The sequence below is a fragment of the Pseudoalteromonas sp. SG44-5 genome, from assembly GCF_014164175.1.
Lineage (GTDB): Bacteria > Pseudomonadota > Gammaproteobacteria > Enterobacterales > Alteromonadaceae > Pseudoalteromonas > Pseudoalteromonas nigrifaciens.
The window spans coordinates 43,063-67,903 of the sequence record NZ_JACJES010000007.1 but is presented as its reverse complement, the minus strand read 5'-3'; the positions used below and the strand labels follow the sequence as shown (position 1 = coordinate 67,903).

The window sequence follows — 24,841 nt, the reverse complement described above, 5'->3', positions numbered from 1 at the left end:
CTGAGAGCCTTAATGCGCGTTGAAGGTCGCTATTACTGTGCTGGCGCGCCAGGTACACCATAATAATATTGACCAGCCGTTAGGCCGCCATCTACCACCATTTCGGTGCCATTACAGTAAGATGCCTGATCCGAGACTAAAAAGTTAACCATATTGGCTACTTCTTCAGGCTGACAACCACGTTGCTGTGGAATAAATTTATAGCGTGGGTTCAGCTCTTCGCTACTTAGCCCCTGTGGGTTAGTCATGGGGGTATTTACAGCACCAGGATGCACACTATTTACACGTATACCAAACGGGCCTAGCTCAAGCGCTGCGGTGCGAGTTAACCCTCTTACTGCATATTTACTTGCAGCATACGCACCTGTGCCATTGTTAGGTAAAATAGACGAGGCTGATGAAATATTAACAATAGCGCCACTGCCGGCTTTTTTCATGCAGGGGATCACGCTATGTAAGCCTAAAAAGGTGCCGGTAATATTAATATCGATTAATTTACGAAACTGCTGCGGCTCTGTGGTTTCGAGCGTTGCGAACAGTAAAATCCCCGCATTATTAACTAAAATATCTATTTTTTGGTGCTTTTCTAAAGTTGCTGATACGATCGACTGCCATTGTAGCTCATCGGTTACATCGTGTGTCATTGGCGTAACCTTGTCGCCAAGCTCTTGCGCCATTTGGTTAAGCTCTTCAGTTAAAATATCAGTGGCTATAACAGTGGCTCCAGAGTCAACCAGTGCTTGGCATATTGCTCTACCAATACCCCGTGCTGCACCAGTAACTAAGGCGACTTTATTGGTTAAATGTGTAGCGTTTTTCATTGTTAGTTTCTCGCTTTAAAATAGTTGTAAGTATTATTGCTGAGGTTCTTGCTGAGCCATAAAAAGGCAGCAGCTTTAATTATGGTAATAAAATAGGGGCGAGTGCCCCTATGTTAAAAGTGTTAGTAGTTAGTAGTTAGTAGTTAGTCGCTATTAGCAGCTTAAGCCAGCTTTATAACCGGCACTAATTGCACCCTCTATATAGGCAACGTCATTACAATCACCAATGTCTTTTACTGTATGGCCAGCTGCAATTAAGCTGTTTGTTAAGCTATTATCAGTGGTAATACCCGTTGCCATTACTACGGTATCGGCAAGGCAGCTGCGGGGTTGCTCGTCCACTTTATAGTGCACAGCGTGGGTATCGATAGCGGTAACGTCTGCCTGAGTAATTAAAGTAACGCCTAATTGCCTAACATGATCAAGTACCCGCCAGCGCCTAACAATACTCAGCTCGATGCCTAAGTTACGTCCGGCTTCTATAACGGTAACTTCGCGGCCACGCTCAGCTAAAAACTCGGCCAGCTCTAAGCCCACTAAGCCACCGCCAACAATAGTGACGCGCTTGCCAAGTGGCATCCATAAATGCGATAAGCGTTGTAATTTATCTACGTGTTTTGTTAAGCCCAGGGTGTTGCCCGCTCCTAACATTAAGCGCTGTAGCGCGGTTAGCTTATTGCTAGTGTTAGTACTTACTTCGCCGGTAAGTAACTGTCTAAGTTGTTCGCCAGACCAAACGTGGCTTAACTCACAACCCTGTATGTCGGGCATGCCACGGCTGGCGCCGGTTGCTACAAACACTTCATCGGCATTTAGTGTGCTAATTAATTTCGGAGTCGCTGTGGTATTAAGTTTTACTGTAACCTTAGATTGGGCTAGTTGCCTTAAATGGTAGTCGAGTAACTTGCCATTTTCGGGATAGGCCAGCGCTGCAAAAAATAATGTGCCGCCTAAGCGTTTACTGCGCTCTAACAAGGTTACTTTATGGCCTCGTTCACTGGCGGTTACAGCAGCTTCTATGCCAGCAGGCCCGCCACCAATTACCACAATATGTTTGGGCTTATCGGTCATTATTACTTTTAGTTCAAATTCTTTACCAGTCGCGGCATTAACCGCACATTTAACGCGCTGATTAATAAATACTTGGCTTACGCATACATAGCAATAAATACAGGGACGAATGTCGGCTTCACGATCTGCGGTGAGTTTATTTGGTAGTTCGGGATCGGCTAATAATTTACGTCCCATTGCAATAAAATCACACTTACCGCTGGCAATAGCAGCATCGGCAATATCGGGCTCTAAGCGGCCAACGGCAATTACCGGTATAGACACTTCTTTCTTCACTGCCGCAGCCCAATCTAAAAAGCCTGCTGGTTTATGCACTAGCGGCGCGGCGGTAAATGCAGAGCCTGTGGTTAAGGTGGCATAAGCAGAAATACTAACGGCATTTACACCCGCTTGTTCAACCATTTTGCTCACTGCAATACAGTCCTCAAGGGTAATACCGCCAGGGGTGTTGAGTTCGTGCGCATCTAGGCGTACCCACAATGGAAAATCTTGGCCTACGCGTTTGCGTATTGCCGCTATTACCTCGAGTAGTAAACGTGCGCGGTTTTCAATACTGCCGCCATATTCGTCATCACGTTTATTATAATAGCTCGATAAAAAGCCAGCCAAAATATACGAGTGCGCGCTGTGCAGCTCAATAGCATCAAAACCCGCTTGCTGTGCACGTTTTGCCGCTGCGGCAAACCATTCGACCATTTGGACAATATCGGCTTTTTCCATTACTTTTATGGTAACGGGTTTATCTGCTGGAGGTCTAACAAAGGTACTTAATTCTGTTGGTGTTACCGCTTGCATAATATCGCTTTGTGGTGGCGCAGGGGGCAGTGAAGGCACCCAAAGCTCGCGGCCTTCGGCTAAATCGCGTACTGCCGTTTTACCAGCATGCTGTAATTGCACCGCAATTTTTGCACCATGCTTATGCACCCGCTCGGTAAGTGCTTTTAATCCAGGAATAAACTCATCTTTAGAAATACCCACCTGATAAGGTTCGGCAGTTCCTGCGGGAAACGCAATAGCAATAGATCCCATAGTAATAAGGCCCACACCGCCTTTTGCTCTGGCTTCATAAAAAGCTTGAATACGCTCACTACAATGGCCATCAGGGTCAGCATAATTAGAGCCCATTGGCGCCATCATAATGCGGTTACGCAGCGTTAGTCCGCCTACTTTCCCTGGTTTAAGCAAGTGCTGATAATGTGACATAGATTATTACCTCTTATTATTTATGTTTTTTGAGGTGCTGTATTAGCCGTGTTGTAAAAAATCAATACAGCTGCTGTTAAACAGGCGTTGATGTTCTACTTGTACCCAATGACCACAACGATTAAGCATAATAAAGCGCGCTGTTGGTACGTTATCCAAAATTTTATGCATGCCTTGATGTGGATTAAATTTATCGTTAGTGCCCCAAAAGCCAAGCACTGGGCAGTTAAGCTCGCCAAGGCGTTCGGTCATGTTTGGCACCATCATAGTGCTAAATAAATTAGCCGGTTGAGTAACTGCCACTGCAGCGCGCTCTGCTAATATATCATCAGAAAGTACAGCTGAATCAAAAAGTTGTAACGACATCACTTCGCGCATTTGGTTAACTCCCATAGGGCCACGGCTGTATACTTCTACCATACGCACTATACCTTCCATTTGAAAATACGTTTCGCGCTCTTCAACACCACCCGGAGCCATTAAAATTAGGCGCTCTACCGTATCGGGATAATCGAGAGCTTGCCCCAGCGCAATAGCACCGCCTAAAGAATTGCCTAATAAAGTCACCTTAGGTAAATCAAGGGCGTTTATAAAACCATTAAGTGCTGTGACAAAAAAAGCTAAATCGTAATTAACGTCATCGGGTTTATCTGAGCGACCAAAACCAGGTAAGTCGAGCACAATATTACGATAGCCCGCATCAGCAAATTCAGGATAATTGCCTTTAAAGTTACTAAAACCACTGGCACCTGGGCCACTACCATGAAGCCAAATAACAATAGGGCCTTGGCCTTGCTCTAAATAATGTAATTTAAGGCCGTTTTCTAGGGTAACAAAGTGTCCCAGTGGTAACGGTAAATCCTGTGCTTTCTCTGGATTAGTTGTTTGCTGATTCAAAACTCTTACTCCTAATTTTGCCTTGCTAACAAGGTAATGAACGCTCACCACCTCTGCTTATTTATATAATTTTCCTACTCAATACTGCGTTGCTCGTTTGCTTAAAACATCGTCCATTTAGACCAGTGTTTTGTTTGTGTTGGTTAGTCTTATTGGACGATGCTGGTTTTTATTACATATCCCAGTATGAATTGGAAAATTAATATTGGTGCGACTGCAAATGTTGCTCTATATACGCCAAATTGGCTTGAGAAAAGCAAGGGGATAAAAATGAAACATCAGGATCAAGTTGTGCTAGTAACAGGTGCAGGGCAAGGCATAGGCCAATCAATAGTAAGTTATTTTGCTACTGCAGGCGCTAATGTCGCCGCGGTAGATATTAACGCCGACACATTAAATGCCAGCGTTAATGAATTAAATGCAAACGTTGACGGCAATATTGTGGCTATTACTGCCAACATAGCAAAAAGCGACTCAGTACGTGATGCCATTGCCGCTGTAGTGGAAAAATTTGGCCGACTCGATGCCATTATTAATGTGGCTGGTGTGGGCTCTATTGATGCATTTGTTGATACCCCAGATGAGCACTGGGACAAAGTGATTGCAGTTAACTTAACCGGTACTTTTTTATGTTGTCGTGAGGCGGCGAAAGTTATGCAAGCCCAAGGATCGGGTTGCATTATTAATGTTTCCAGCACGGCGGCATTAACCGGCGAAGGCCCAAGTCATTATTGTGCATCAAAAGCCGGTGTTATGGGGCTTACGCGTAGTATGGCACGCGAACTAGCGCCAGTAGGCATTCGGGTAAATACCATAGTACCAGGGCCAACCAATACACCCATGATGGCTGATATTCCAGAGGAGTGGACGCAGCAAATGATCGCGGCTATTCCATTAGCGCGCATGGGCGAAGGTGAAGACATTGCCAAAGTAGCGAGCTTTTTAGCGTGTGATGATTCTGGCTTTATTACCGGCCAAAATATCGCAGTAAATGGCGGCATGGCCTTTATTTAGGAGTGAATATGAGTGACTTAAGTTCAAGCCTTGAACAACGAATTGACCGCTTAGAGTCTATTGAGTCAATTCGTCAGCTCGCGGGTAAATACTCGTTGTCATTAGATATGCGTGACATTGACGCACATGTAGGCTTATTTGCTCCCGATGTACGTGTCGGGGGTGGAAAAAGCGGCCGAGCTCATTTAAAAGCCTGGGTTGACTCAACCTTGCGCGATCAATTCACCGGCACGTCGCATCATTTAGGGCAGCACATTATTGAGTTTGTTGATGAGAACAATGCCATTGGTGTTGTGTACTCTAAAAATGAGCATGAAACCGGGCGTGAATGGGTACTGATGCAAATGCTGTATTGGGATGACTACCAACGCATTGATGGGGTGTGGTACTTCCGCCGTCGTTTGCCATGTTATTGGTACGCCAGCGATATAAATTCAGCGCCAATTGGCGATATGAAAATGCGCTGGCCGGGTCGCGAACCTTACACCGGCACCTTTCATGATTTATTCCCATCATGGCAGTCGTTTTGGCAGCATCGACCTAATTCAGATGAGTTACCCGAAGTGGCAACTCCTGCGCCACTTGAACAGTTTTTACGCACCATGCGGGGTGATACCCCAGCACCTAAAATCCGCGTTCGTTGATTAACACCAAAGGAGATAATATGTTGGACAATAATAAAATTCCTTATGCTGGAAGTCTCGACAACGCGCCAGTATCTAGAGCCGCCACACAACAAAAAATGGATAAGCGCGCACTAGCAGTACGCTCGGTTAGTCCGTCGCAAAAGTACAGCATTGCCGACCGCCTAGAAGCGCAAGCAGTAGCACATGGCGATGCGCCATTTTTGATTTATCAAGGTAAAAGCTACAGCTACAGCGAAGTAGATGCCCAAGCAAGTAAATTTGCTAAAGCGATACAGGCCCGTGGTTTAATGGAAGGTGATGTGTGTGCTATTGCGATTGAAAATCGCCCTGAGTTTTTCTTTGCGTGGTTTGGCTTAACCAAGCTGGGCGTAGTGGTCGCTTTTATTAACACTCAAGTACAAGGCAGCGTGCTTGAACATGCAATTAACACCACAGATGCCAATGTAGTTATTGTTGGTGAAGAATGTGTACAGCGTTTTATTGACACACCAGAGCTGGCAAATAAGTCAATTTGGCTGGTAGGCGATGATGAGGTAGTTGATAAACCGGTACTTCCTCAGTGGATTGATAGCAGCTTTGATAGCGATGTGGCTGCGCGCAGTGGCACAAGTTGTAAGCAGGCACGTGGCTCAACGGTGGGCGAAACCCCAACTTTACTTATTTTTACCTCAGGCACTACCGGGTTACCTAAAGCGGCGATTTACAGCCATATGCGTTGGTTAACCTCGGGTGATGTGATGGTTGAAACCATTGATGCCACACCAAATGACGTATTTTATTGTTGTTTACCTTTATACCACGGCGCTGCAGCCACTTCAGTGACTTCAACTGCGCTAGCGGCGGGGTCAAGCATAGTGGTTAGGCGTAAATTTAGTGTTAGGCAATTTTGGCATGATATTCAAACGCATAACATTACCGTTTGCCAATACATAGGTGAGATTTGCCGCTACCTGCTTAACTACGCCGAGGCCACGGGAATTAAGCCAAAAGATCATCAACTGCGCTGCATGTTAGGCGCCGGTTTAACCGAAACCAGTTGGCATCGTTGGCTTGAGTACTTTGGCGAAATGGACGTGCTAGAAGGGTGGGGATCTACCGAAGCGAATACTAACTTACTTAATTTAGATAACTATATTGGTTCGTGTGGTCGCGTGCCGCGCTGGGATCGCACCAATTTTAGATTAGTTAAATTTGATACCGAAACCGAAACTCATGTTAAAGATGCTAACGGGCATTATGTTTTATGCCAACCTGGCGAAGTAGGGGAAGGGCTGGGAATGATAATTAACATGCCTGATTTTGGTGGTGGCCGCTTTGAGGGCTATACCTCAAAACAAGGTACAGAGCAGAAAATTTTACGCAATGTGTTTCAGCAAGGCGACGCTTACTGGCGCTCAGGTGATTTACTGCGCTACGATGAAAATGGTTACTTTTATTTTGTAGATCGCATTGGTGATACCTATCGCTGGAAAAGTGAAAATGTATCATCGCAAGAAGTGGCTACCGCTTTGGCTGAATACGATGGCGCCGAGCTGGTTAATATTTATGGCGTACAGGTTCCTGAAAATGAAGGACGAGCAGGTATGGCGGCCATTGTTATGCAACCAGGGCGGCAGTTTGATCCACAAGTGTTTTATGCTTTAACCATAGAAAAAGTGCCTAATTACGCCGCCCCTCAGTTTATTAGGGTAAGCAAAGCCGCCGACATGACATCAACCTATAAACTGCGTAAAGTCGACTTACAAAAACAAGGTTATGACCCAGTAGCGTGTAATGAGCCAATTTACATACGTAACGATAAGTTAGGCTGCTACCAGCCATACTGTGAAAGTGCGTTGCAAGCGGCAGGATTTTTACCGTTCTGTAGCAATCAGGAGGAAAAATAATGGGCTTAGCAGGAAACGCCGCGATTGTTGGTGCGGCGCAATATAAACCAGAGAAATACCAAACCGCGCCGCAAATGTTTCATTTAGAACAAGTGGCCGACTTAGCCAATCAAGCATTATTAGATGCTGGGCTACAAAAAAGTGATTTAGATGGTTTGGTTATTAATGGCCCACATTTTCACGAGGCCTCAGTATTTGTGCCGGCAATGGCCGCAGAATATTTAGGAATAGAAGTAAACTTTGCCGAAGTAGTTGATTTAGGCGGCTGTACCGCAGTTGCACAAATTTGGCGTGCAGCGGCAGCGATTGAGCTGGGGTTATGCCAAGCGGTACTGTGTGTTATTCCCGCTCGCATGGCACCAATGGCACCAAATGAAGACCCAGCTTGGATGGCGCAAGCTATGCGTTATGGCGGCCACAGTACGGCATTTGGCGCACCAGAAGCAGAGTTTGATTTGCCCTATGGTCACATGGGACAAAACACCGGTTATGCAATGATTGCACAGCGTTACGCAGCGCAATATGGCTACGATCAAGCGGCTATGGCTAAAATAGCAGTCGATCAGCGCTTTAATGCGCAATACCACAAAGACGCTATTTTTAAAGGCAAAGAGCTAACTATTGCACAAGTATTAGCTTCTAAAATGGTAGCCGACCCACTGCATGTACTAGAAATAGTCATGCCGGTATCGGGTGGCGCGGCGGTTATTGTGGCCTCTAAAGAAGTGGCTGCAAGAGCGAAAAAACGCCCTGCATTTATTACCGGTTTTGGTGAGCGTTTATCATTTAAATCGCCATCGTATGCGCAAGATATGACAGTGACGCCAGTTGCCGAAGCCGCAAAGCGTGCGTTTACTATGGCCGGGCTGTCGCCTAAAGATATACATGCAGCGCAAATTTATGATTGTTACACCATTACTGTGTTGTTATCACTTGAAGATGCAGGCTTTTGTCCTAAAGGGGAAGGCATGCGCTTTATTAAAGAGCATAACCTTACCTTTAAAGGCGACTTTCCGATGAACACCCACGGCGGGCAACTTAGTTTTGGCCAAGCTGCAGCAGCGGGCGGTTATTCTCAAGTTATTGAGGCTTTCCATCAAATTTCAAACTCTGCCGATCAACGACAGCTAAAAAGGTGTGACAATGTATTTGTTAGTGGCACCGGTGGCGTGATGAGTGAGCAGGGCGCATTGATATTACAAGGAGGCTAGTATGGCAACGTTAAAACCTATGCCAGTCGCAACAAAAATTTCTGCACCATTTTGGCAGGCGCTAAAAGAAAATCAGTTAAAAATTCAGCAATGTAAGCAGTGCGAAGGGTGGGTGTTTTTTCCACGTAATCATTGTAGTCATTGTTTAGCGCACGAGCTGCAGTGGCAACAAGTGAGCGGTGAGGGCACCTTATATTCATACACCCTTACACGTATTCCAACTATGCCAGAATTTAGTGACGAAATGCCGCAAGCATTAGCCGTGGTCGAACTAGCTCAAGGCGTTCGTATTAATACCACGTTAATAGATGTGGCAGAGCAAGACATTAAAATAGGCATGCCTGTTAAAGCGGTGTTTGATAAAGTGAGTAGCGATGGCGATACCTTGCTACGTTTTACCTCTATTAATAATGCCGGTGGTGTACGTGAATATATTAATCCGCTCAATGGGCTTGAGCGCAACGACAAAGGGCAAGTACAAGTACCGCTAAGTAACCTTGCTGCGCTTTATGCACTGGCCGATAATAAATATACCGACTGGAGTAATGTGGTTGTTGTTGATCAAGACCTGATTAACGCTTTTGCCGATTTATCGGGGGATGATTACTGGTTGCATACCGATCCTGAGCGCGCAAAAACAGATAGCCCGTTTAAAACCACCATTGCCCATGGCTCGTTAGTACAAGTGCTGCAGTCGCGTTTAACGATTGCACTACCATTTGAAATTATCGGCTTTAATAATATGGTTAACTATGGCTCAAACCGTTTACGTTTTCCTGCGCCAGTGCCTGCGGGCGCAACTATTTATGGCCGTAGTAAGGTAAAAGACATTAGCGTGTCGCACAAAGGGGTGCAATTAACCCTAGAAATGAACATTCATGTGGTTGGCAATGATAAACCAAGTGTGATCAACGATTTGGTGATCCTGTATCGCTAAACACTGTAAATAATTTGGTAAATATAAAGCCGCTGAGCAACATTATTGCTCAGCGGCTTTTTGTTTTTTTAGTTTTAAGCTTATGACTCTTAATGCTTTTTTTTCGTTTTTTTGGTTAGTCTCAATGGACGATGAAGCATTAGTAATTTGCCCTAATAATGAACCTAATCACAATTTTGTAAGAGAGGGTTCATGGATATTCGCGCATTAGGTTATTTCGTAGCACAGACTGACGCTCCACAAGAGTGGCAACACTACGCAGAGCAAGTATTAGGGATGATGACGGCGCCAACTGACGACGGTGGATTCTACATCAAAATGGATGAGCGCCCATACCGCATGTTGGTTATACCCGGCGCAGACAAGCGCTATTTTGCTTCTGGTTGGGAACTAACAGGTGCAAAAGCTTACAATAACGCTAAACAAACATTACTTGATAAAGGCATTGCTTTTGAAGAGGCTAATAAAGCCTTATGTGAGCAGCGCCGCGTACAAAATATACTCATAGTTAATGACCCAGCTGGTAATCGTCACGAACTGTATTGGGGTCATGTTTCAGACTGCCAACCGTTTACTTCTCCTCAAGGTGTACCCGCTTTTATTACCGGCGATATGGGCCTAGGCCACACCGTACTACCTGCGCCAAATTTTGATGAAACCTTTGCGTTTTTAACCGACGTATTAGGGTTTGAATTATCAGATTTATTTAATTTTAAACCTGCACCAGAGGCCGATCCAATTCGCATTTACTTTATGCATTGTGGCAACGCACGTCACCACAGTTTAGCTATTTGTGAGTTTCCGGTACCAAGCGGTTGCGTGCATGCCATGGTCGAAGTTGAAAACATGACAGAAGTAGGCCGCGCTCACGACAGACAACAACAACATCAAGTACAACTGTCGGCCACTTTAGGTCAGCACCTTAACGACAAAATGACCTCATTCTATATGAAAACACCATCAGGCTTCGATTTAGAGTATGGCTTTGGTGGTTTACAAGTTGAAAACTGGGAAGAGCATTGCGCTTTTGAATTTAGCCGAGTGAGCCTGTGGGGCCACGATTTCTCAGTAGGAGAAAAATAATGAATAAAGTAAAAACAACAGCGCAAATGGTGGCTGAGCTAAGTGATGGCATGACAATTGGCATAGGTGGTTGGGGCCCGCGCCGTAAACCTATGGCGCTTATTCGCGAAATTATAAAATCGGATCTTAAAGATCTTACGATTGTGGCGTATGGCGGCGCCGATGTGGGTATGTTATGCGCAGCTGGCAAAGTAAAAAAATTAATCTTTGCGTTTGTATCGCTAGACTTTATTCCACTAGAACCTTTTTTTCGTAAAGCCCGTGAACATGGCGAGCTTGAGCTAATGGAAATTGACGAAGGTATGTTGTTACTTGGCCTTCGTGCTGCGGCGTGGGGCTGTCCTTATATTCCAACTCAAGTTGGTTTAGGTACAGATGTACTTACCCACAACCCAGATATTCAAGTGATTGATAGCCCCTATGACGATAAAGAATGGGTGGCAATGCCAGCGCTTAAACTCGACGCTGCACTGGTACATGTTGATCATGCTGATGAGCGTGGTGTGTGCCAGATTTCAGGTCCAGATCATTACCTAGACGATTGGTTTGTACGCGCAGCAAATAAAAGCTATGTCACCTGCGACAAGCTGGTTAGCAGCGATCATTTTTATGATCGCACAGCGGCAGATAAAGTATTTTGGGAACGCAGCTTAACAACGGCCGTAAGTGAAGTACCTGGGGGCGCGCATCCAAGCAGTTGTCCGCCATTTTACGGCATTGATAATAAACATTTGCTGCAATATAACAAATACGCAAAAGAAGGCGGCTTTAGTGCTTACTTTGATGAGTTTATTAATAATAAATCAGAGCAAGAGTACCAAGCTAAATTAGGCGGCATCGATGCGATCCGTCAAATCCCTAACACAAGTTACTAAGGCAGGACATTAAAATGACAGCAACTCAATACAGCTTGGCAGAATTAATGATTTGTGCCGCAGCAACCGCATTTGATAACGATGGTGAAGTGCTTGCCACCGGCATTGGGGTTATTCCGCGTTTAGCGGCGAGTATTTCTATGAGTACTAACAACCCAGATTTAATGATGACAGACTCAGAAGCCTACTTACTGAGTGAGCCAAATCCGATTGGCGCACGTGGCGATGATTTTGTACAGCGTAACGAAACATGGATGGGTTTTTCACGCATTTTTGACAATGTGTGGAGCCGTAAACGCCACGCCATGATAGGGCCAACGCAAATTGATAAGTACGGGCAAAGTAATATTTCAGCCCTAGGGGGCGACTACGATAAACCTAAAATACAAATGTTAGGCGTACGTGGTTTACCGGGTAACTCAATTAGCCATGCTAACTCGTTTTTTGTGCCAAGCCACAGTAAACGCGTATTTGTAGAGCAAGAATGTGATGTGGTGTGCTCAATTGGTTACAACCCAGCACGTTTGCCAAAAGGTTATCAGCTATCGGATGTCGATATTCGTTTAGTGATCACCGATATTTGTGTGATGGATTGGCAAGGTCCAGAGCATCAATTGCGCTTAGTGAGCGTTCACCCTGGTGTGAGTGTACAAGAAGTAATTGAAAAAACAGGCTTTGAAATTCACGTTGAGGCAAACACTCCAACCACACCAGCACCTACAGCTGAGCAGTTAGCATTAATTGCTAAATTGGATCCGCACAATATTAGAGCTAAACAGCTAAAAGACAACCCACCGGGTGTACGCCCAGAGGAGTCGTAATGAGTGAAGTTCAAACAATAGATGACGTAGTGTTATACGAAGTGCGCGCTCAAGTGGCGGTTATTACCATGGATCGTCCTGAATATAACAACGCGCAAAACTCGCAAATGACCTACGCGCTAGATAAGGCTTTTCAGCTTGCGTGTAACGACGACGAAGTAAAAGTAATTGTACTTGCCGGTAACGGCAAGCACTTTTCTGCTGGTCATGACATTGGCACCCCTGGGCGCGATGTTGATAAAAGCTTTGATCGTACTAACCTTTTTTACGATCACGCTAATAAGCCCGGCGGTGAGTTTTTATATGCTCGCGAGCACGAAGTGTATTTAGGAATGTGCCGTCGCTGGCGCGATTTGCCTAAGCCAACGATTGCTATGGTACAAGGTGCCTGTGTGGCTGGTGGCTTAATGCTGGCGTGGGTATGTGATTTAATTATTGCCGATGACAAAGCATTTTTCTCTGATCCGGTCGTGCGCATGGGTATTCCTGGGGTTGAGTATTTTGCGCATGTGCACGAGCTTAATCCACGTATTGCCAAAGAGTTTTTATTTACCGGCGATCGTATGTCGGCAGACCGTGCTTATCAAATGGGCATGGTGAATCGCGTAGTGCCAAGGGATAATTTAGAAGAGACGACCTTTACTTTAGCTAATCAGATTGCACAAATGCCACGACTGGGTTTGCAATTAACTAAGCAAGTAATTAATAACGCCGAAGATTTAATGGGTAAACGTTCAACCATGGATATGGCGTTTGGTTTGCATCATTTTGCGCATGCGCATAACGAAACAATATCGGGTGACCGCTTAGGTGGCTTTGACGCGAAAGCGATGGCTCAAGCCAATAAATCAGCAGCCAAGGAAAAATAAATATGAGCACAGAGCACAATAATGCCGATGGCCGCTGGAATACGCCGTTAACAGAGGCACTGGGCTGTCGTTATCCGATTATTCAAACGGCGATGGGCTGGGTCTCTGATGCAAACTTAGTAATAGCAACAACGCGTGCGGGCGGTTTTGGTTTTTTAGCTGGCGCGACGATGAACACTGAAGAAGTGGAAAGTGCCATAAAAAAAGTAATTGCTGCCACAGGGACCAGTAATTTTGGTCTTAATTTTCATATGTTTCAAGAAAACGCGCAGCAATGTCTTGATTTAGCTATTAGTTACAAATTGCGTGCGGTGAGCTACGGACGCGGCCCCGATAAAGCCACTATTGAGCGACTCAAAGCGGCAGGTGTGCTGTGCATTCCCACCGTAGGCGCAGTAAAGCATGCAGTAAAAGCGGTTGCCATGGGCGCCGATATGATCACCATTCAAGGCAGTGAAGGGGGCGGTCATACTGGCAGCGTACCGAGCACTATTTTGTTACCGCAAGTGTTAAATGCGGTGTCGGTACCAGTAATTGCCGCAGGGGGCTTTTCGTGCGGGCGTGGTTTGGCCTCAGTATTAGGCGCAGGCGCTGCAGGTATGGCAATGGGCACGCGCTTTTTGCTGACCTGCGATGCACCCACGCCAAAAGTCACCCAGCAGCGTTATCTTGATACTAAAGACAGTGCTGACATTCGCATTTCTACCGCGGTAGATGGCCTGCGTCACCGGATGATCAACACGCCATTTATTGATAATTTAGAGCGCTCGGGTGGTGTTAAGCGCTTATGGTTGGCACTAAAAAGTGCGCGCCATTGGCAAAAAGAAACCGGCATGACATCGCTGCATATGCTCAAAGTGTTTTTTAATGGCCTGCGTGAAGATCCCAAAGCTGCAGCAACATTGGTAATGTCGGCTAATCAACCGGTGTTAATTCAAAAATCTATGGTTGAAGGTAAACCCGACGAAGGTATTTTACCCAGCGGCCAAGTGGCGGCGGTAATAAATAACTTACCTAGCGTTGAGACACTAATAAACGAAATTATCGCCGAGGCAGACACCTGTCTTGAGCAATTGTTAATCCGCCGGACTAACCGGTCAGTCGAAGAAGAGGCCTAAGCTATGAACCCAGCATTTAAAAGCCATATCGAAAACGGTATCGCCGAAATAATTATAAATAAAGCACCGGTAAATGCACTCGACAGTGCTGAATGGCAAGCGCTCGCCGATCTGATCAACAGTATTGGCCAAAATTTGGCTGCTCGGGTATTAATTATTCGCTCAGAAGGGCGTGGTTTTTGTGCCGGTGTTGATATTAAAGAGTTAGATAAATACCCAGAGCGTATTGTTAGCGTTAACGCCGGTAATTACGAAACGTTTAAAGCGGTACATTTGTGTCCAATACCAGTAATAGTTGCGCTGCATGGCTATGTGCTGGGTGGCGGTATTGGTATTACTGGTGCGGCCGATATTGTGGTGGCGTCAGAATGTACCACTTTTGCGCTACCAGAAGTAGATCGTGGCGCTATGGGCGGCGGCGCGCATTTACAGCGCTTATTTCCGGTGCAAAAAGTACGTTACTTGTTTTTTACTGGCGAAACTATTTCGGTACAAGATGCCGATAGATACGGCTTTATTGAACGCATTGTACCTAAAGAGCAATTACGCGATACCGCGCTGGAAATTGCCAGCAAAATTGCCGCAAAAAGCTCCGATATGATCCGCATTGCTAAAGAAAGCCTAAATGGTATTGAAGACGGTGACCTAGAAGCTAAATACCGTTGGGAGCAAGGGTTTACGCTGCAAGCTTATACCAGCCCAGATTCTGCTGAAACCCGCCGCGCGTTTGTAGACAAACGCGAAGCGAATTTTTGAGGCCGACTATGAAACTAACTTATACAACAGAGCAACAAAATTTCCGTATGGAAGTGCGTCAGTGGCTTGCAGAAAATGTACCTGCAGAAAAACTGCCCACTTACGACACCAAAGCAGGCTTTGAGCTGCACCGCCAATGGGAGCGCAAGCTACATAAAGCGGGTTTTTCAATGGTTATGTGGCCTAAAGAATATGGCGGCCGCGGGTGTAACTTAATTGACTGGCTTATTTTTGAAGAAGAATACTACGGCGCAGGTGCACCAGGGCGAGTAAATCAAAATGGCCAGCTATTACTTGGCTCTACTTTACTTGAATTTGGTACAGAGCAGCAAAAGTCGCACTTTTTACCGCGTATGGCATCAAGTGAAGACATGTGGGCGCAAGCCTGGTCTGAACCTAATGCCGGCTCAGATATGGCCAACATTAGTAGTAAAGCAATTCGTAATGGCGACCATTACATTGTGAATGGCCAAAAGACCTGGTCTACCCGTGCTACTTATGCCGATTGGGCATTTGGCTTGTTTCGCTCAGAAGCCGGATCGCAGCGCCACCATGGTTTGTCTTTTTTAATGGTACCCCTGGATGCACAGGGCGTAACTATTCGCCCAATTAAAGCGCTGGATGGCGAAGATGCCTTTGCAGAAATATTCTTTGATAACGTCAAAGTACCGGTTGAACACCGCATAGGCGAAGAAGGCAAAGGCTGGCATGTGGCAATGGCAACGGCAGGTTTTGAGCGGGGTTTGTTGCTGCGCTCACCGGCGCGTTTTCAGCAACCTGTGCGCAAACTAGTACAACTGTACCGGGATAACAAAGCGGCTGCCGATCGCGATCCAGCCATTGGTGCTGCGGTGGCTAAATGTTGGGCTGATGCAGAAGCCTATGCGTTGTCGGCTTACAACACTGTAGGACGTATTAGTCATGGCGATAAAATTGGCGCTGAATCGAGCCTAAATAAAGTGTTTTGGTCAGAGCTAGATTTGCTCATTCATCAAACGGCGATGGATATTTTGGGTACTTGTGGTGAGTTACTCTCATCGGCAGCACTTGCCGAGGAGCATGGTTATTGGTTAAACGGCTTTTTATTCTCTCAAGCTGGGCCAATTTATGCGGGTGCCAATGAAATTCAACGAAATATTGTTGCTGAGCGTATGCTTGGCCTACCTAGATAGCGAGTGAAACTATGGATTTTACCTTTACTGAAGACCAATTAATGTTTCGTGAAGCTATCAGCCGTTTTTTAATGACTGAAGCAGCACCAGAAACACTACGCGAAATATGGGAAACCGACGCGGGTCGCTCTCCCGAATTAAGAAATAAAATGGCAGAGCAAGGGCTTACTGCGCTATCGGTGCCAGAGCAGTTTGGTGGTTTGGGAATGGGCGATATAGCGTGGTCATTAATGACCCAAGAGCTAGGTTATTACGCTATTCCTGATTCGCTTGCCGATACGGCTTATGTAGGCAGTGGCGTATTTTCAGCCCTTGATGATAGCGTGGCTTGTAAAGCTGATTACTTAGCTAAAATTTGTGATGGCGAGCTGCGCTTAGCTATTGGCCATCAATGCAGTGAGCTGGTATCGGATGCACATTTAGCGCAGGTGCTACTTATGCAACACGCTGATGAAGTGCATTTAGTACCGTGTGAGCAAGTGGATAACGTCGTTAATTTAAGTATTGATTCGTCGCGCCGCTTATCGCAAGTAACTTGGCAGCCAACAGCCGAAACCTGTATTGCACAGGGCGAGGCGGGCAAAAAAATATGGAATGACACGCTTAATCGCGGGGCGCTCTCGGTTGCTGGGCAATTACTCGGTTTAGCGCAGCGCATGCTCGATTTAACCGTTGATTATAGTGTACAGCGTAAACAGTTTGGCAAAGCAATTGGTAGCTTTCAGGCTGTTAAGCACCATTTGGCCGATGTAGCAGGAAAAATTGAAATTGCAAAACCAGTACTGTATCGCGCGGCGTGTTCACTAGAAAATAACCACCCTTTAACTGACGTGCATGTTTCACAAGCGCGTAATTTTTGCAGCGAAGCAGCCGCACTTGCAGCGCGCCACGGGATTCAAATCCACGGTGCTATGGGTTATACCTGGGAAGTAGACCTGCAAATGTTTATGAAACGCAGTTGGGCATTAAACAACACCTGGGGTGACAGTATTTTTCATCGTGCACGAGTGCAAGATTATGTACTTAACTCTGATGTCGATTTGGCTCCTTCTAAAACTTTTGAGGCGATACTATGACCCATGCATATATTGTAGACGCACTGCGTACACCTACAGGCAGACGCAAAGGGGGCCTTGCCCATGTGCATGCCATAGACTTAGGTGCAGCAGTATTAAAACCTTTGGTTGAGCGCAATAACATACCAGCAGAAGATTACGATGATGTGATTTTTGGCTGTGTAGACACGATAGGCTCGCAAGCAGGAAACATTGCCCGCACCAGTTGGTTAGCGGCGGGACTAGCAATGAATGTACCGGGTACAACGGTTGATAGACAATGTGGCTCATCGCAACAAGCCGTGCATTTTGCTGCGCAAGCGATTATGAGCGGCACGCAAGATGTGATAGCGGTAGGGGGCGTGCAAACAATGACGCAAATTCCTATTTCGTCAGCAATGCTTGCCGGGCAACCACTTGGCTTTAGTACGCCATTTGCAGAGAGTAAATTGTGGCATGCCCGCTTTGGCGATGCGCCGGTAAATCAGTTTTATGCCGCTCAGCGCATTGCTGAACATTGGGGTATAAGCCGCGCCGATATGGAAGTGTTTGCGCTAGAAAGTCATCGCCGTGCATTAGCAGCCGCAGCAGAGGGACGCTTTGATCGCGAAATAGTGGCGATTGAAGGATTAACATTTGATGAAACTCCTAGAGAAAGTAGTTTGGCTAAAATGGCAGAACTTGAGCCGGTTGACCCTACTTACCCAAGTATTACCGCAGCGGTTTCGAGCTCAGTGTGCGATGCATCAGCAGCAATGCTTATTGTGTCTGAGCGCGCATTAAAAAAATATAACCTGACCCCAAGAGCGCGTATTCATCATGTTAGTGTGCTGGGAGATGATCCTATTTGGCACCTTAGAGCACCTATTCCAGCTACTATCGCGGCATTAAAAAAAGCGAATCTTACGCTTGATGATATTGATTTAGTAGAAATTAATGAAGCGTTTGCCTCTGTAGTAATGGCATGGCTAAAAGAAACCGGTTACAGCCATGAAAAAACTAATGTTAATGGTGGTGCCATTGCACTGGGCCACCCCCTTGGCGCTACCGGCGTGCGCTTAATGACCGGATTATTACATGAATTAGAGCGTACAGGCGGGCGTTATGGCCTACAAACAATGTGCGAAGGCGGCGGTTTAGCCAATGTCACTATCATTGAACGATTATAATTAAGGAGAAAGGTATGGGTATTTGCCAACAGCGTACAGTTATTATTACCGGAAGTGGCGGTGGATTAGGCCGTGCTTATGCACTTGCCTTTGCCGCAGAAGGCGCCAATGTGGTAGTGAACGACATTCGTCTTGATGCTGCAAAAGCAGTGGTTGATGAAATTATTACTGCCGGCGGTAAAGCGATTGCTAATAGCAGCGATATTACTACCACGGCTACGGCGCAGCAGATAGTAGATGATGCCATTGCCGCTTTTGGCGAAGTGCATGTGCTAGTTAACAATGCCGGCGTACTGCGCGATGGTATGTTTGTTAATTCAGATGAAGACGCCTGGGATATGGTAATGCGGGTGCACCTTAAAGGGCACTTTTGTTTAGCCAATATTTTAAGCCGTCGCTGGCGCGATCAGTCAAAAGCAGGTAACCCAGTAGCTGCACGTATTATAAACACCAGCTCGGGCGCAGGCTTACAAGGCTCGGTAGGGCAAGCAAACTATTCTGCGGCAAAAGGCGGTGTTGCTACGCTTACTTTAGTACAAGCGTCGGAATTGGCGCGTTACAGTATTACTGCTAATGCATTGGCACCGGCAGCACGCACCGCAATGACCGAATCAGCAATGCCTGATCTAGTGAAAAAGCCAGAAGATGATAGCTTTGATGCTTGGGCACCGGAAAATGTAGCGCCGCTGGTTGTTTGGTTAGGCAGTGAGGCATCATCTGCCGTAACAGGGCAAATATTTGAAACGCAAGGCGGGCGTATCTCATTATGTGATGGCTGGCGCACTGGGCCTACTATTGATAAAGGCGCACGCTTAAATGTAAATGAAATTGCCGGCGTGATTGATCAATTAAATGCCCAAGCTGTGGCACCACAAAAGGTATGGGGTAGTAAATAATGACTAAGATAGATTTAGATAGACGACGACTTATACAGGCGTGCGGCGCAATTGGTGGTGCGTCTATGCTAGGTTTATCACTTGCAAGTCAAGCATCGGCGGCTGCAACAGTAAACACTCCTAAACAGCCGCTTGGTGACTACGACAGTTGGGATATGTCGACCATGGCGGATTTATTACGCCAAGGCGATATTAGCTCATTAGAATTAACCGACAGTGCAATTGCAAGGTTTGAAGCAAATGCTGCGCTTAATATGATAGCCGTTAATCATTTTGAGCAAGCGCGTGAGCAAGCACAAAAGTTAAACCAATTAAGCACAGCCCAGCGAACAGCTAAAATGGCCAGCGCGCCGCTGTTGGGAGTGCCGTTTGCGCTTAAAGATTTAGGCGTAACTATGGCCGGTACTATTACCACTAATGGTTGTCGTTTTTTTAAAGATAACCGTGTGGCTGAAAATTCAACCTTAGTTAATCGCTATCAAGCAGCGGGACTAAATATTATGGCTAAGCTTACCAGTCCTGAGTTTGGTCAAACGCCTACAGGTGAGTCGAGCTTACATGGCGACACGCTTAACCCGTGGGATACCCGCTATAGCAGTGGTGGCTCCTCGGCAGGCTCTGCAGTGGCGGTTGCCGCGAGAGTTTTACCCGCAGCTCATGGTAGCGATGGTGGCGGCTCTATTCGTATACCTGCATCGCATTGTGGACTATTTGGGCTCAAACCAAGCCGTGGCCGGGTGGCATCTGGCCCCACTAACTTAGAAAGCTCAATGGGGTTATCGGTTCATCATGCGCTTACCCGCAGTGTGCGCGACAGTGCATTGCTGCTGCAGCTAACACAAGGGGCAGAGCCAGGGTCGCGTGTTACCCTGCCCAACGATAATATGTTAGCTGCGGTTAACGCCAAACCAAAGCCTCTTAAAATAGCATTAATGCAAAGCCATCCGTTTGGTTACCCTGTGCATCAAGATTGTAGCGACGCCTTAGATAAAACCGTTAAATTACTGACTAGTTTAGGCCATATTGTTGAAGTAGCACAGCCAACCTTGCCACTTGAGCAAATGTTTAACGGCATGGGCATAGCCACTTCAAGCGGTATGCTTAATGCGGTACAAGCTAGAGAATTAAAACTAGGGCGTGCAGCACGCGAAAACGAATTTGAAGCCATTGTTTGGGGACACCTGCAGCGGGCTAAAGAATTTACAGCTCAGCAAATGCTAGCCGCCCGCAGTGCCTTTGATCAAGGCGGGCAAGCTTTTGACGTGTTTTTTAACGACTACGACTTTATTTTGACGCCAGTGACCACAGCGCCACCACCAAAAATTGGTGAACTTAGTTTAAATCAACCCTACGACTCATTTGTGCAACAGGTATTAAAAGCATCACCCATTGCAGCGTTATTTAATATGACAGGTTTACCAGCAATGTCGGTGCCACTGCATTGGAATAAGAATGGCTTGCCAATTGGTGTGCAGTTTGCCGGTGCGTATGGCAGTGAGGCGCAGTTGCTTACGCTGGCCGCGCAATTAGAGCAAGCCGCTCCGTGGGCAGATAAAAGGCCGCCTATATTAAGCTAAGGCACAAAATATAGAGATGCTAAGCAGAAAAAGAGCCAACTAGGCTCTTTTTTAGTTGTAAAGTAGTAACTATACGGCGTTAATTCAGTTGCAGTTAACTATCGTAATGAGTTAGCAGTAGCTGCAATCAGCTTGGTTGTTAAATATTAGGCAAAAAAAAGCCCAGCTAAGCTGGGCTATAAAATATTCTAAGGAGAAGTGCTTAATTTTGGGTTACAGTAAATTGCCCAAAAGTATAAACTTTAAACAAATAAAATGTATTGATTAACACCAAACTCATATTCGAAACAATACTCGACGACATAAGATCTAAGCTAAATGATAAAAATAGCAAACCACAGGCACTAACCGCGGCAATACGCAGTAATGTGAGTTGGTTAATAAAGAATGCACCTAAACCTAGTGCAAGTAATATCGTGTTTAAAAGCCAATCTAGCTCGTTCAGCATGGTAGTTTCAATAGTTCATTTGTTGAAAAAAGGAGCGCCATTATGTTGATCTTTTGCACACCTTTCAACCAAGTAATTTTAAATTTTCAGATTAGTTTTTTTAATGCTAAAAGTAAGCTTTTATTGCCGCAATAATTCCATTATCGGCAATTACTTTATATTTTTGACAGCTTTTTGAGTTAACCGTATCAGTACATAAATAAAGTGCCTTACGCTTACTGTCTAGCTGTGGCTGTAAGTTTGAATCGAGGAGCGTTGCGCCGTAACCAAATACCCCAGGCCAATAAATGCTATTACTCACCATACCTAATTTATGATAACTAAGCAGTGTAGGCTTAGGGATTATAATTATTATAAATAGTAATAGTCCAAGCGTGGCCAGCAAGCTGCTTTTAGACTTTTGCGCTGCTTTATTGTTAGCGCTTGTATTAGCACTTTGTTTAATATTATTAGGCTTTGTAGCCGTACTGCGGTTTTGTTTGTTTTTTGTTGTTTTTGTACTTCTAGGTGCTTTACCTAGTAATGATTGTTTTTTTGTATTTGTAGACATAAAGCAAATCTGGCCTTTTTGGTGTAGTTCTCTATAATAAATAACTGTATTTAAAGCAAATGATAGCATTTGCAAACATTGCTTTTAGCCTATAAGGATCAAATATGAACACGCAGCTTGCAATTTTAATCGTTGATGACGTTAGTACTGTGCGCAGCTTTTTAAGCCAAACATTGATGCATTTAGGCATAGAAAACGTAAAAGAAGCATCAACTGCCGCACAATGTATTAATGAGTGTCGTGCTGCAAATTATAACATGATTTTTTTAGATATAGAGTTACCTGATGGCGATGGTAAAGAGTTAATTGAGCAAATTAATCAACTGAACCCAGAAACAAACGTGGTTATGGTGTCGGCGCACTCAGGGGTTGAAAATGTAAAAGATGCAATTGATAAAGGGGCTAAAGGTTTTGTGGTAAAGCCTTTCTCTCCTAAAAAAATAGCAGCTATGCTGAAAAAGTTTTATCCCGAGCTAGAAGGGGTTTAATAACTTACGCGCCATTTTATTAAAAGCGCTTATTTAAGCGCAACTGCCCTAAATAAGAATATGTGATGATGGTGCTGTGTGAATTGGCTACATACCTGTTTAATGCTGTAAATATTAAATATAAAGCAAAAAAAAACCGGCCAAGGCCGGTTTTTATATTCTTGCAAAAACAAATTATAGTGCTTTAATTTTAGCAGCTATGCGGCTCTTATGACGAGCAGCTTTGTTTTTGTGAATTAGACCCTTAGTTGCGTAACGGTCTAGGATAGGTGTAGCAACAGAAAAAGCTTGCTGTGCAGCTTCTTTATCACCAGCTTCAATAGCTACGATTACTTTTTTGAAGTAAGTACGCATCATTGAACGACGACTTGCGTTGTGCTGACGGTTTTTTTCGCTTGTAATAGCGCGTTTTTTTGCAGACTTGATGTTAGCCAAGGTTTGCTCCTAACAATCTTAAATAAAGCTTAAATTAAAGGCCGTGGAATATGCCTGTTTTTATCATGAATGTCAATTTAATTTTGACAATCCAAGAAAAACTGCTCCTTATAACGAACATCAATTTGCCGCTCTAGCAGTTAATATCGACATTGTAACAAAGCATGAGGATTCAGCCTAGTGCTTTAAAGCGATTTATAAAAAAGACTATGGCATAATTACTTATCTTAATGATTTTTAGTGTGGGTTTGCGGTGTCAAAAGGTTTATTTCGCTCCGGTATGATTGTTAGTTGTATGACAATGATATCGCGTATTTTAGGGTTAGTTCGCGATGCGGTTGTTGCAAACCTCCTGGGAGCCGGTGCTGCGGCCGATGTTTTTTTGTTTGCTAATCGAATTCCTAACTTTTTACGTCGTTTATTTGCAGAAGGTGCGTTTGCTCAAGCATTTGTACCTGTATTAAGCGAAATAAAAGAGCAGCAAGGCGACGATAAGGTTAAACTTTTTGTTGCGCAAGCAGCAGGAACCTTAGGCACTATTTTATTAATAGTGACAATTGTAGGTGTGGTTGCGTCTCCGGTTATTGCTGCACTATTTGGCACAGGTTGGTTTATAGATTGGTGGCAAGGTGGCCCTGATGGCGAAAAGTTTGAACTTGCCAGTGCATTATTAAAGCTGACATTTCCGTATTTGTTTTTTGTAAGCCTTGTGGCGCTAAGTGGGGCGGTTATGAATGTATATAACCGCTTTGCTGTGGCTGCGTTTACTCCAGTGTTATTAAATATATCTATTATTGCGTGTGCTATTTTTTTACATGACCAATTTTCGGTGGGTGCATATGCATTAGCTATCGGTGTATTTATTGGTGGTGTGGTGCAGTTACTGTTTCAGTTACCTTTTTTATATCGGGCAAAAATGTTGGCGCGCCCGCGCTGGGCTTGGCAAGACGAAAATGTAAAAAAAGTACGTAAATTAATGCTGCCTGCTTTGTTTGGGGTCTCTATTAGCCAAATAAACTTATTGCTCGATACCGTTATTGCTTCATTACTCATGACCGGCTCAATTGCTTGGTTGTATTACTCAGACCGTTTAATAGAGTTTCCGCTGGGATTATTTGGTATTGGTATAGCAACGGTTATTTTACCGGCACTGTCAAAATTACACAGTAGTAAAAAAAGCAGTGATTTTCAGCATACCTTAGATTGGGGGGTGCGTTTTGTAATATTTTTGGGCCTGCCTGCTATGATAGGGTTAATGATTATTAGCCCACTTATTATTACTGTGTTGTTTGATCATGGTGCATTTAAAGAAGCGGGGATTGATCATGTTAAAGCGGTGAGCTTAGGGGTAATGGCTTATTCGGTTGGTTTAGTCAGCTTTATGCTAATAAAGGTATTAGCCCCTGGATTTTACGCCCGCCAAGATACTAAAACCCCAGTGCGCATTGGTATTATTACCTTGGTACTTAATATGGTGTTTAATATAATGCTTGCGCCTTTTATTGGCTATTTAGGATTGGCCTTAGCCACTTCAATGTCGGCAAGTTGTAATGCATTTTTGCTTTACAGGCAGCTTAAAAAAGAAAATGTGTACCAGTTTTCGTCAATGAGCTTATATTTTACCCTTAAATGCTTTGTTGCAAGTATTGTTATGGGGTTACTGGTTTGGTTTACCAGCGAGCAGTATAGTTGGACGACTTGGCACTTTAGCGAACAGGTTATTTTACTCCTAGTGTTGCTAGCAATTGCAGGGTTAAGTTACTTTACGCTGTTATTTTTGATGGGTGTGCGACTAAATACGATAAAAAGTGTAGCAATTACTGAATCGAACTAAAAAAAAGA

24 protein-coding genes are annotated in these 24,841 nt (G+C 44.9%); 18 read left to right on the top strand and 6 right to left on the bottom strand.

The features are described from left to right. Positions 1-32 precede the first annotated feature (32 nt). From H5079_RS09780 to H5079_RS09770, 3 genes are all read right to left on the bottom strand, one after another. A complete protein-coding gene (locus tag H5079_RS09780) occupies positions 33-821 on the bottom strand; it encodes an SDR family NAD(P)-dependent oxidoreductase (RefSeq protein WP_011327584.1) in 789 nt (262 codons plus the stop codon). Between the two features lie 153 nt (positions 822-974). After that, complete coding sequence (locus tag H5079_RS09775; RefSeq protein ID WP_182683973.1) at positions 975-3,095, bottom strand: FAD-dependent oxidoreductase; 2,121 nt, start codon at positions 3,093-3,095, stop codon at positions 975-977. A 42-nt stretch (positions 3,096-3,137) separates the two neighbouring features. After that, positions 3,138-3,992, bottom strand: coding sequence for an alpha/beta fold hydrolase (locus H5079_RS09770; protein ID WP_041454366.1), 855 nt, complete (start codon positions 3,990-3,992; stop codon positions 3,138-3,140). Between the two features lie 270 nt (positions 3,993-4,262). Between H5079_RS09770 and H5079_RS09765 the strand changes: the two genes are divergently transcribed. The 16 genes from H5079_RS09765 to H5079_RS09690 all read left to right on the top strand — a co-directional run bounded on the left by H5079_RS09765 (position 4,263) and on the right by H5079_RS09690 (position 21,078). Then, a complete protein-coding gene (locus H5079_RS09765) occupies positions 4,263-5,006 on the top strand; it encodes an SDR family NAD(P)-dependent oxidoreductase (protein ID WP_182683972.1) in 744 nt (247 codons plus the stop codon). Positions 5,007-5,014: 8 nt separating this feature from the next. Then, complete coding sequence (locus H5079_RS09760) at positions 5,015-5,650, top strand: nuclear transport factor 2 family protein (protein ID WP_011327588.1); 636 nt, start codon at positions 5,015-5,017, stop codon at positions 5,648-5,650. Positions 5,651-5,670: 20 nt separating this feature from the next. Next, on the top strand, positions 5,671-7,539 hold the full coding sequence (locus H5079_RS09755; RefSeq protein ID WP_182683971.1) for a long-chain-acyl-CoA synthetase: 1,869 nt from the start codon (positions 5,671-5,673) through the stop codon (positions 7,537-7,539). Then, the gene (locus tag H5079_RS09750) at positions 7,539-8,750 is read left to right on the top strand and encodes a thiolase family protein (protein WP_011327590.1); all 1,212 of its coding nucleotides are present in this window, start codon (positions 7,539-7,541) and stop codon (positions 8,748-8,750) included. The genes H5079_RS09755 and H5079_RS09750 overlap by 1 nt, the downstream gene beginning before the upstream one ends. A gap of 1 nt (position 8,751) precedes the next feature. Continuing rightward, on the top strand, positions 8,752-9,687 hold the full coding sequence (locus tag H5079_RS09745; RefSeq protein ID WP_011327591.1) for an OB-fold domain-containing protein: 936 nt from the start codon (positions 8,752-8,754) through the stop codon (positions 9,685-9,687). A 192-nt stretch (positions 9,688-9,879) separates the two neighbouring features. After that, positions 9,880-10,770 (top strand): VOC family protein, encoded by an 891-nt coding sequence (locus H5079_RS09740; RefSeq protein WP_011327592.1) that lies wholly within the window; start codon positions 9,880-9,882, stop codon positions 10,768-10,770. Continuing rightward, a complete protein-coding gene (locus tag H5079_RS09735; protein WP_011327593.1) occupies positions 10,770-11,645 on the top strand; it encodes a CoA transferase subunit A in 876 nt (291 codons plus the stop codon). Before H5079_RS09740 ends, H5079_RS09735 begins: the two co-directional genes overlap by 1 nt. 14 nt (positions 11,646-11,659) lie before the next feature. Then, the gene (locus H5079_RS09730; RefSeq protein ID WP_011327594.1) at positions 11,660-12,466 is read left to right on the top strand and encodes an acyl CoA--acetate/3-ketoacid CoA transferase subunit beta; all 807 of its coding nucleotides are present in this window, start codon (positions 11,660-11,662) and stop codon (positions 12,464-12,466) included. Beyond that, a complete protein-coding gene (locus tag H5079_RS09725; RefSeq protein ID WP_011327595.1) occupies positions 12,466-13,335 on the top strand; it encodes an enoyl-CoA hydratase in 870 nt (289 codons plus the stop codon). Before H5079_RS09730 ends, H5079_RS09725 begins: the two co-directional genes overlap by 1 nt. A gap of 2 nt (positions 13,336-13,337) precedes the next feature. Beyond that, the gene (locus tag H5079_RS09720) at positions 13,338-14,453 is read left to right on the top strand and encodes a nitronate monooxygenase family protein (RefSeq protein WP_011327596.1); all 1,116 of its coding nucleotides are present in this window, start codon (positions 13,338-13,340) and stop codon (positions 14,451-14,453) included. A gap of 3 nt (positions 14,454-14,456) precedes the next feature. After that, positions 14,457-15,209 carry an enoyl-CoA hydratase family protein gene (locus H5079_RS09715; RefSeq protein WP_089367916.1) on the top strand — a complete coding sequence of 251 codons (753 nt, stop codon included), beginning with the start codon at positions 14,457-14,459 and terminating at the stop codon, positions 15,207-15,209. A gap of 8 nt (positions 15,210-15,217) precedes the next feature. Further along, positions 15,218-16,381 carry an acyl-CoA dehydrogenase family protein gene (locus H5079_RS09710; protein ID WP_011327598.1) on the top strand — a complete coding sequence of 388 codons (1,164 nt, stop codon included), beginning with the start codon at positions 15,218-15,220 and terminating at the stop codon, positions 16,379-16,381. 11 nt (positions 16,382-16,392) lie between these two features. Beyond that, positions 16,393-17,457, top strand: coding sequence for an acyl-CoA dehydrogenase family protein (locus H5079_RS09705; protein WP_182683970.1), 1,065 nt, complete (start codon positions 16,393-16,395; stop codon positions 17,455-17,457). After that, positions 17,454-18,605, top strand: a complete 1,152-nt coding sequence (locus H5079_RS09700) for an acetyl-CoA C-acetyltransferase (protein ID WP_011327600.1) — start codon at positions 17,454-17,456, stop codon at positions 18,603-18,605. Before H5079_RS09705 ends, H5079_RS09700 begins: the two co-directional genes overlap by 4 nt. 14 nt (positions 18,606-18,619) lie before the next feature. Next, complete coding sequence (locus H5079_RS09695; RefSeq protein ID WP_182683969.1) at positions 18,620-19,501, top strand: SDR family oxidoreductase; 882 nt, start codon at positions 18,620-18,622, stop codon at positions 19,499-19,501. Further along, positions 19,501-21,078, top strand: a complete 1,578-nt coding sequence (locus tag H5079_RS09690; RefSeq protein ID WP_182683968.1) for an amidase — start codon at positions 19,501-19,503, stop codon at positions 21,076-21,078. Before H5079_RS09695 ends, H5079_RS09690 begins: the two co-directional genes overlap by 1 nt. Positions 21,079-21,280: 202 nt before the next feature. Here H5079_RS09690 and H5079_RS09685 read toward each other — a convergent pair whose 3' ends face one another. Further along, complete coding sequence (locus tag H5079_RS09685; protein ID WP_011327603.1) at positions 21,281-21,526, bottom strand: hypothetical protein; 246 nt, start codon at positions 21,524-21,526, stop codon at positions 21,281-21,283. A 106-nt stretch (positions 21,527-21,632) separates the two neighbouring features. Then, complete coding sequence (locus H5079_RS09680; RefSeq protein WP_182683967.1) at positions 21,633-22,076, bottom strand: hypothetical protein; 444 nt, start codon at positions 22,074-22,076, stop codon at positions 21,633-21,635. 104 nt (positions 22,077-22,180) lie between these two features. Between H5079_RS09680 and H5079_RS09675 the strand changes: the two genes are divergently transcribed. Continuing rightward, positions 22,181-22,564, top strand: a complete 384-nt coding sequence (locus H5079_RS09675) for a response regulator (protein ID WP_011327605.1) — start codon at positions 22,181-22,183, stop codon at positions 22,562-22,564. 174 nt (positions 22,565-22,738) lie between these two features. Here the strand turns inward: H5079_RS09675 and rpsT are convergent, their stop codons facing one another. Further along, positions 22,739-22,999, bottom strand: a complete 261-nt coding sequence (rpsT, locus tag H5079_RS09670; RefSeq protein WP_002958225.1) for a 30S ribosomal protein S20 — start codon at positions 22,997-22,999, stop codon at positions 22,739-22,741. A 295-nt stretch (positions 23,000-23,294) separates the two neighbouring features. Here rpsT and murJ point away from each other — a divergent pair, with 295 nt between their 5' ends. Continuing rightward, positions 23,295-24,833: a murein biosynthesis integral membrane protein MurJ gene (murJ, locus tag H5079_RS09665; protein ID WP_404936206.1), complete on the top strand. Its 1,539-nt coding sequence runs from the start codon at positions 23,295-23,297 to the stop codon at positions 24,831-24,833. Positions 24,834-24,841 lie beyond the last annotated feature (8 nt).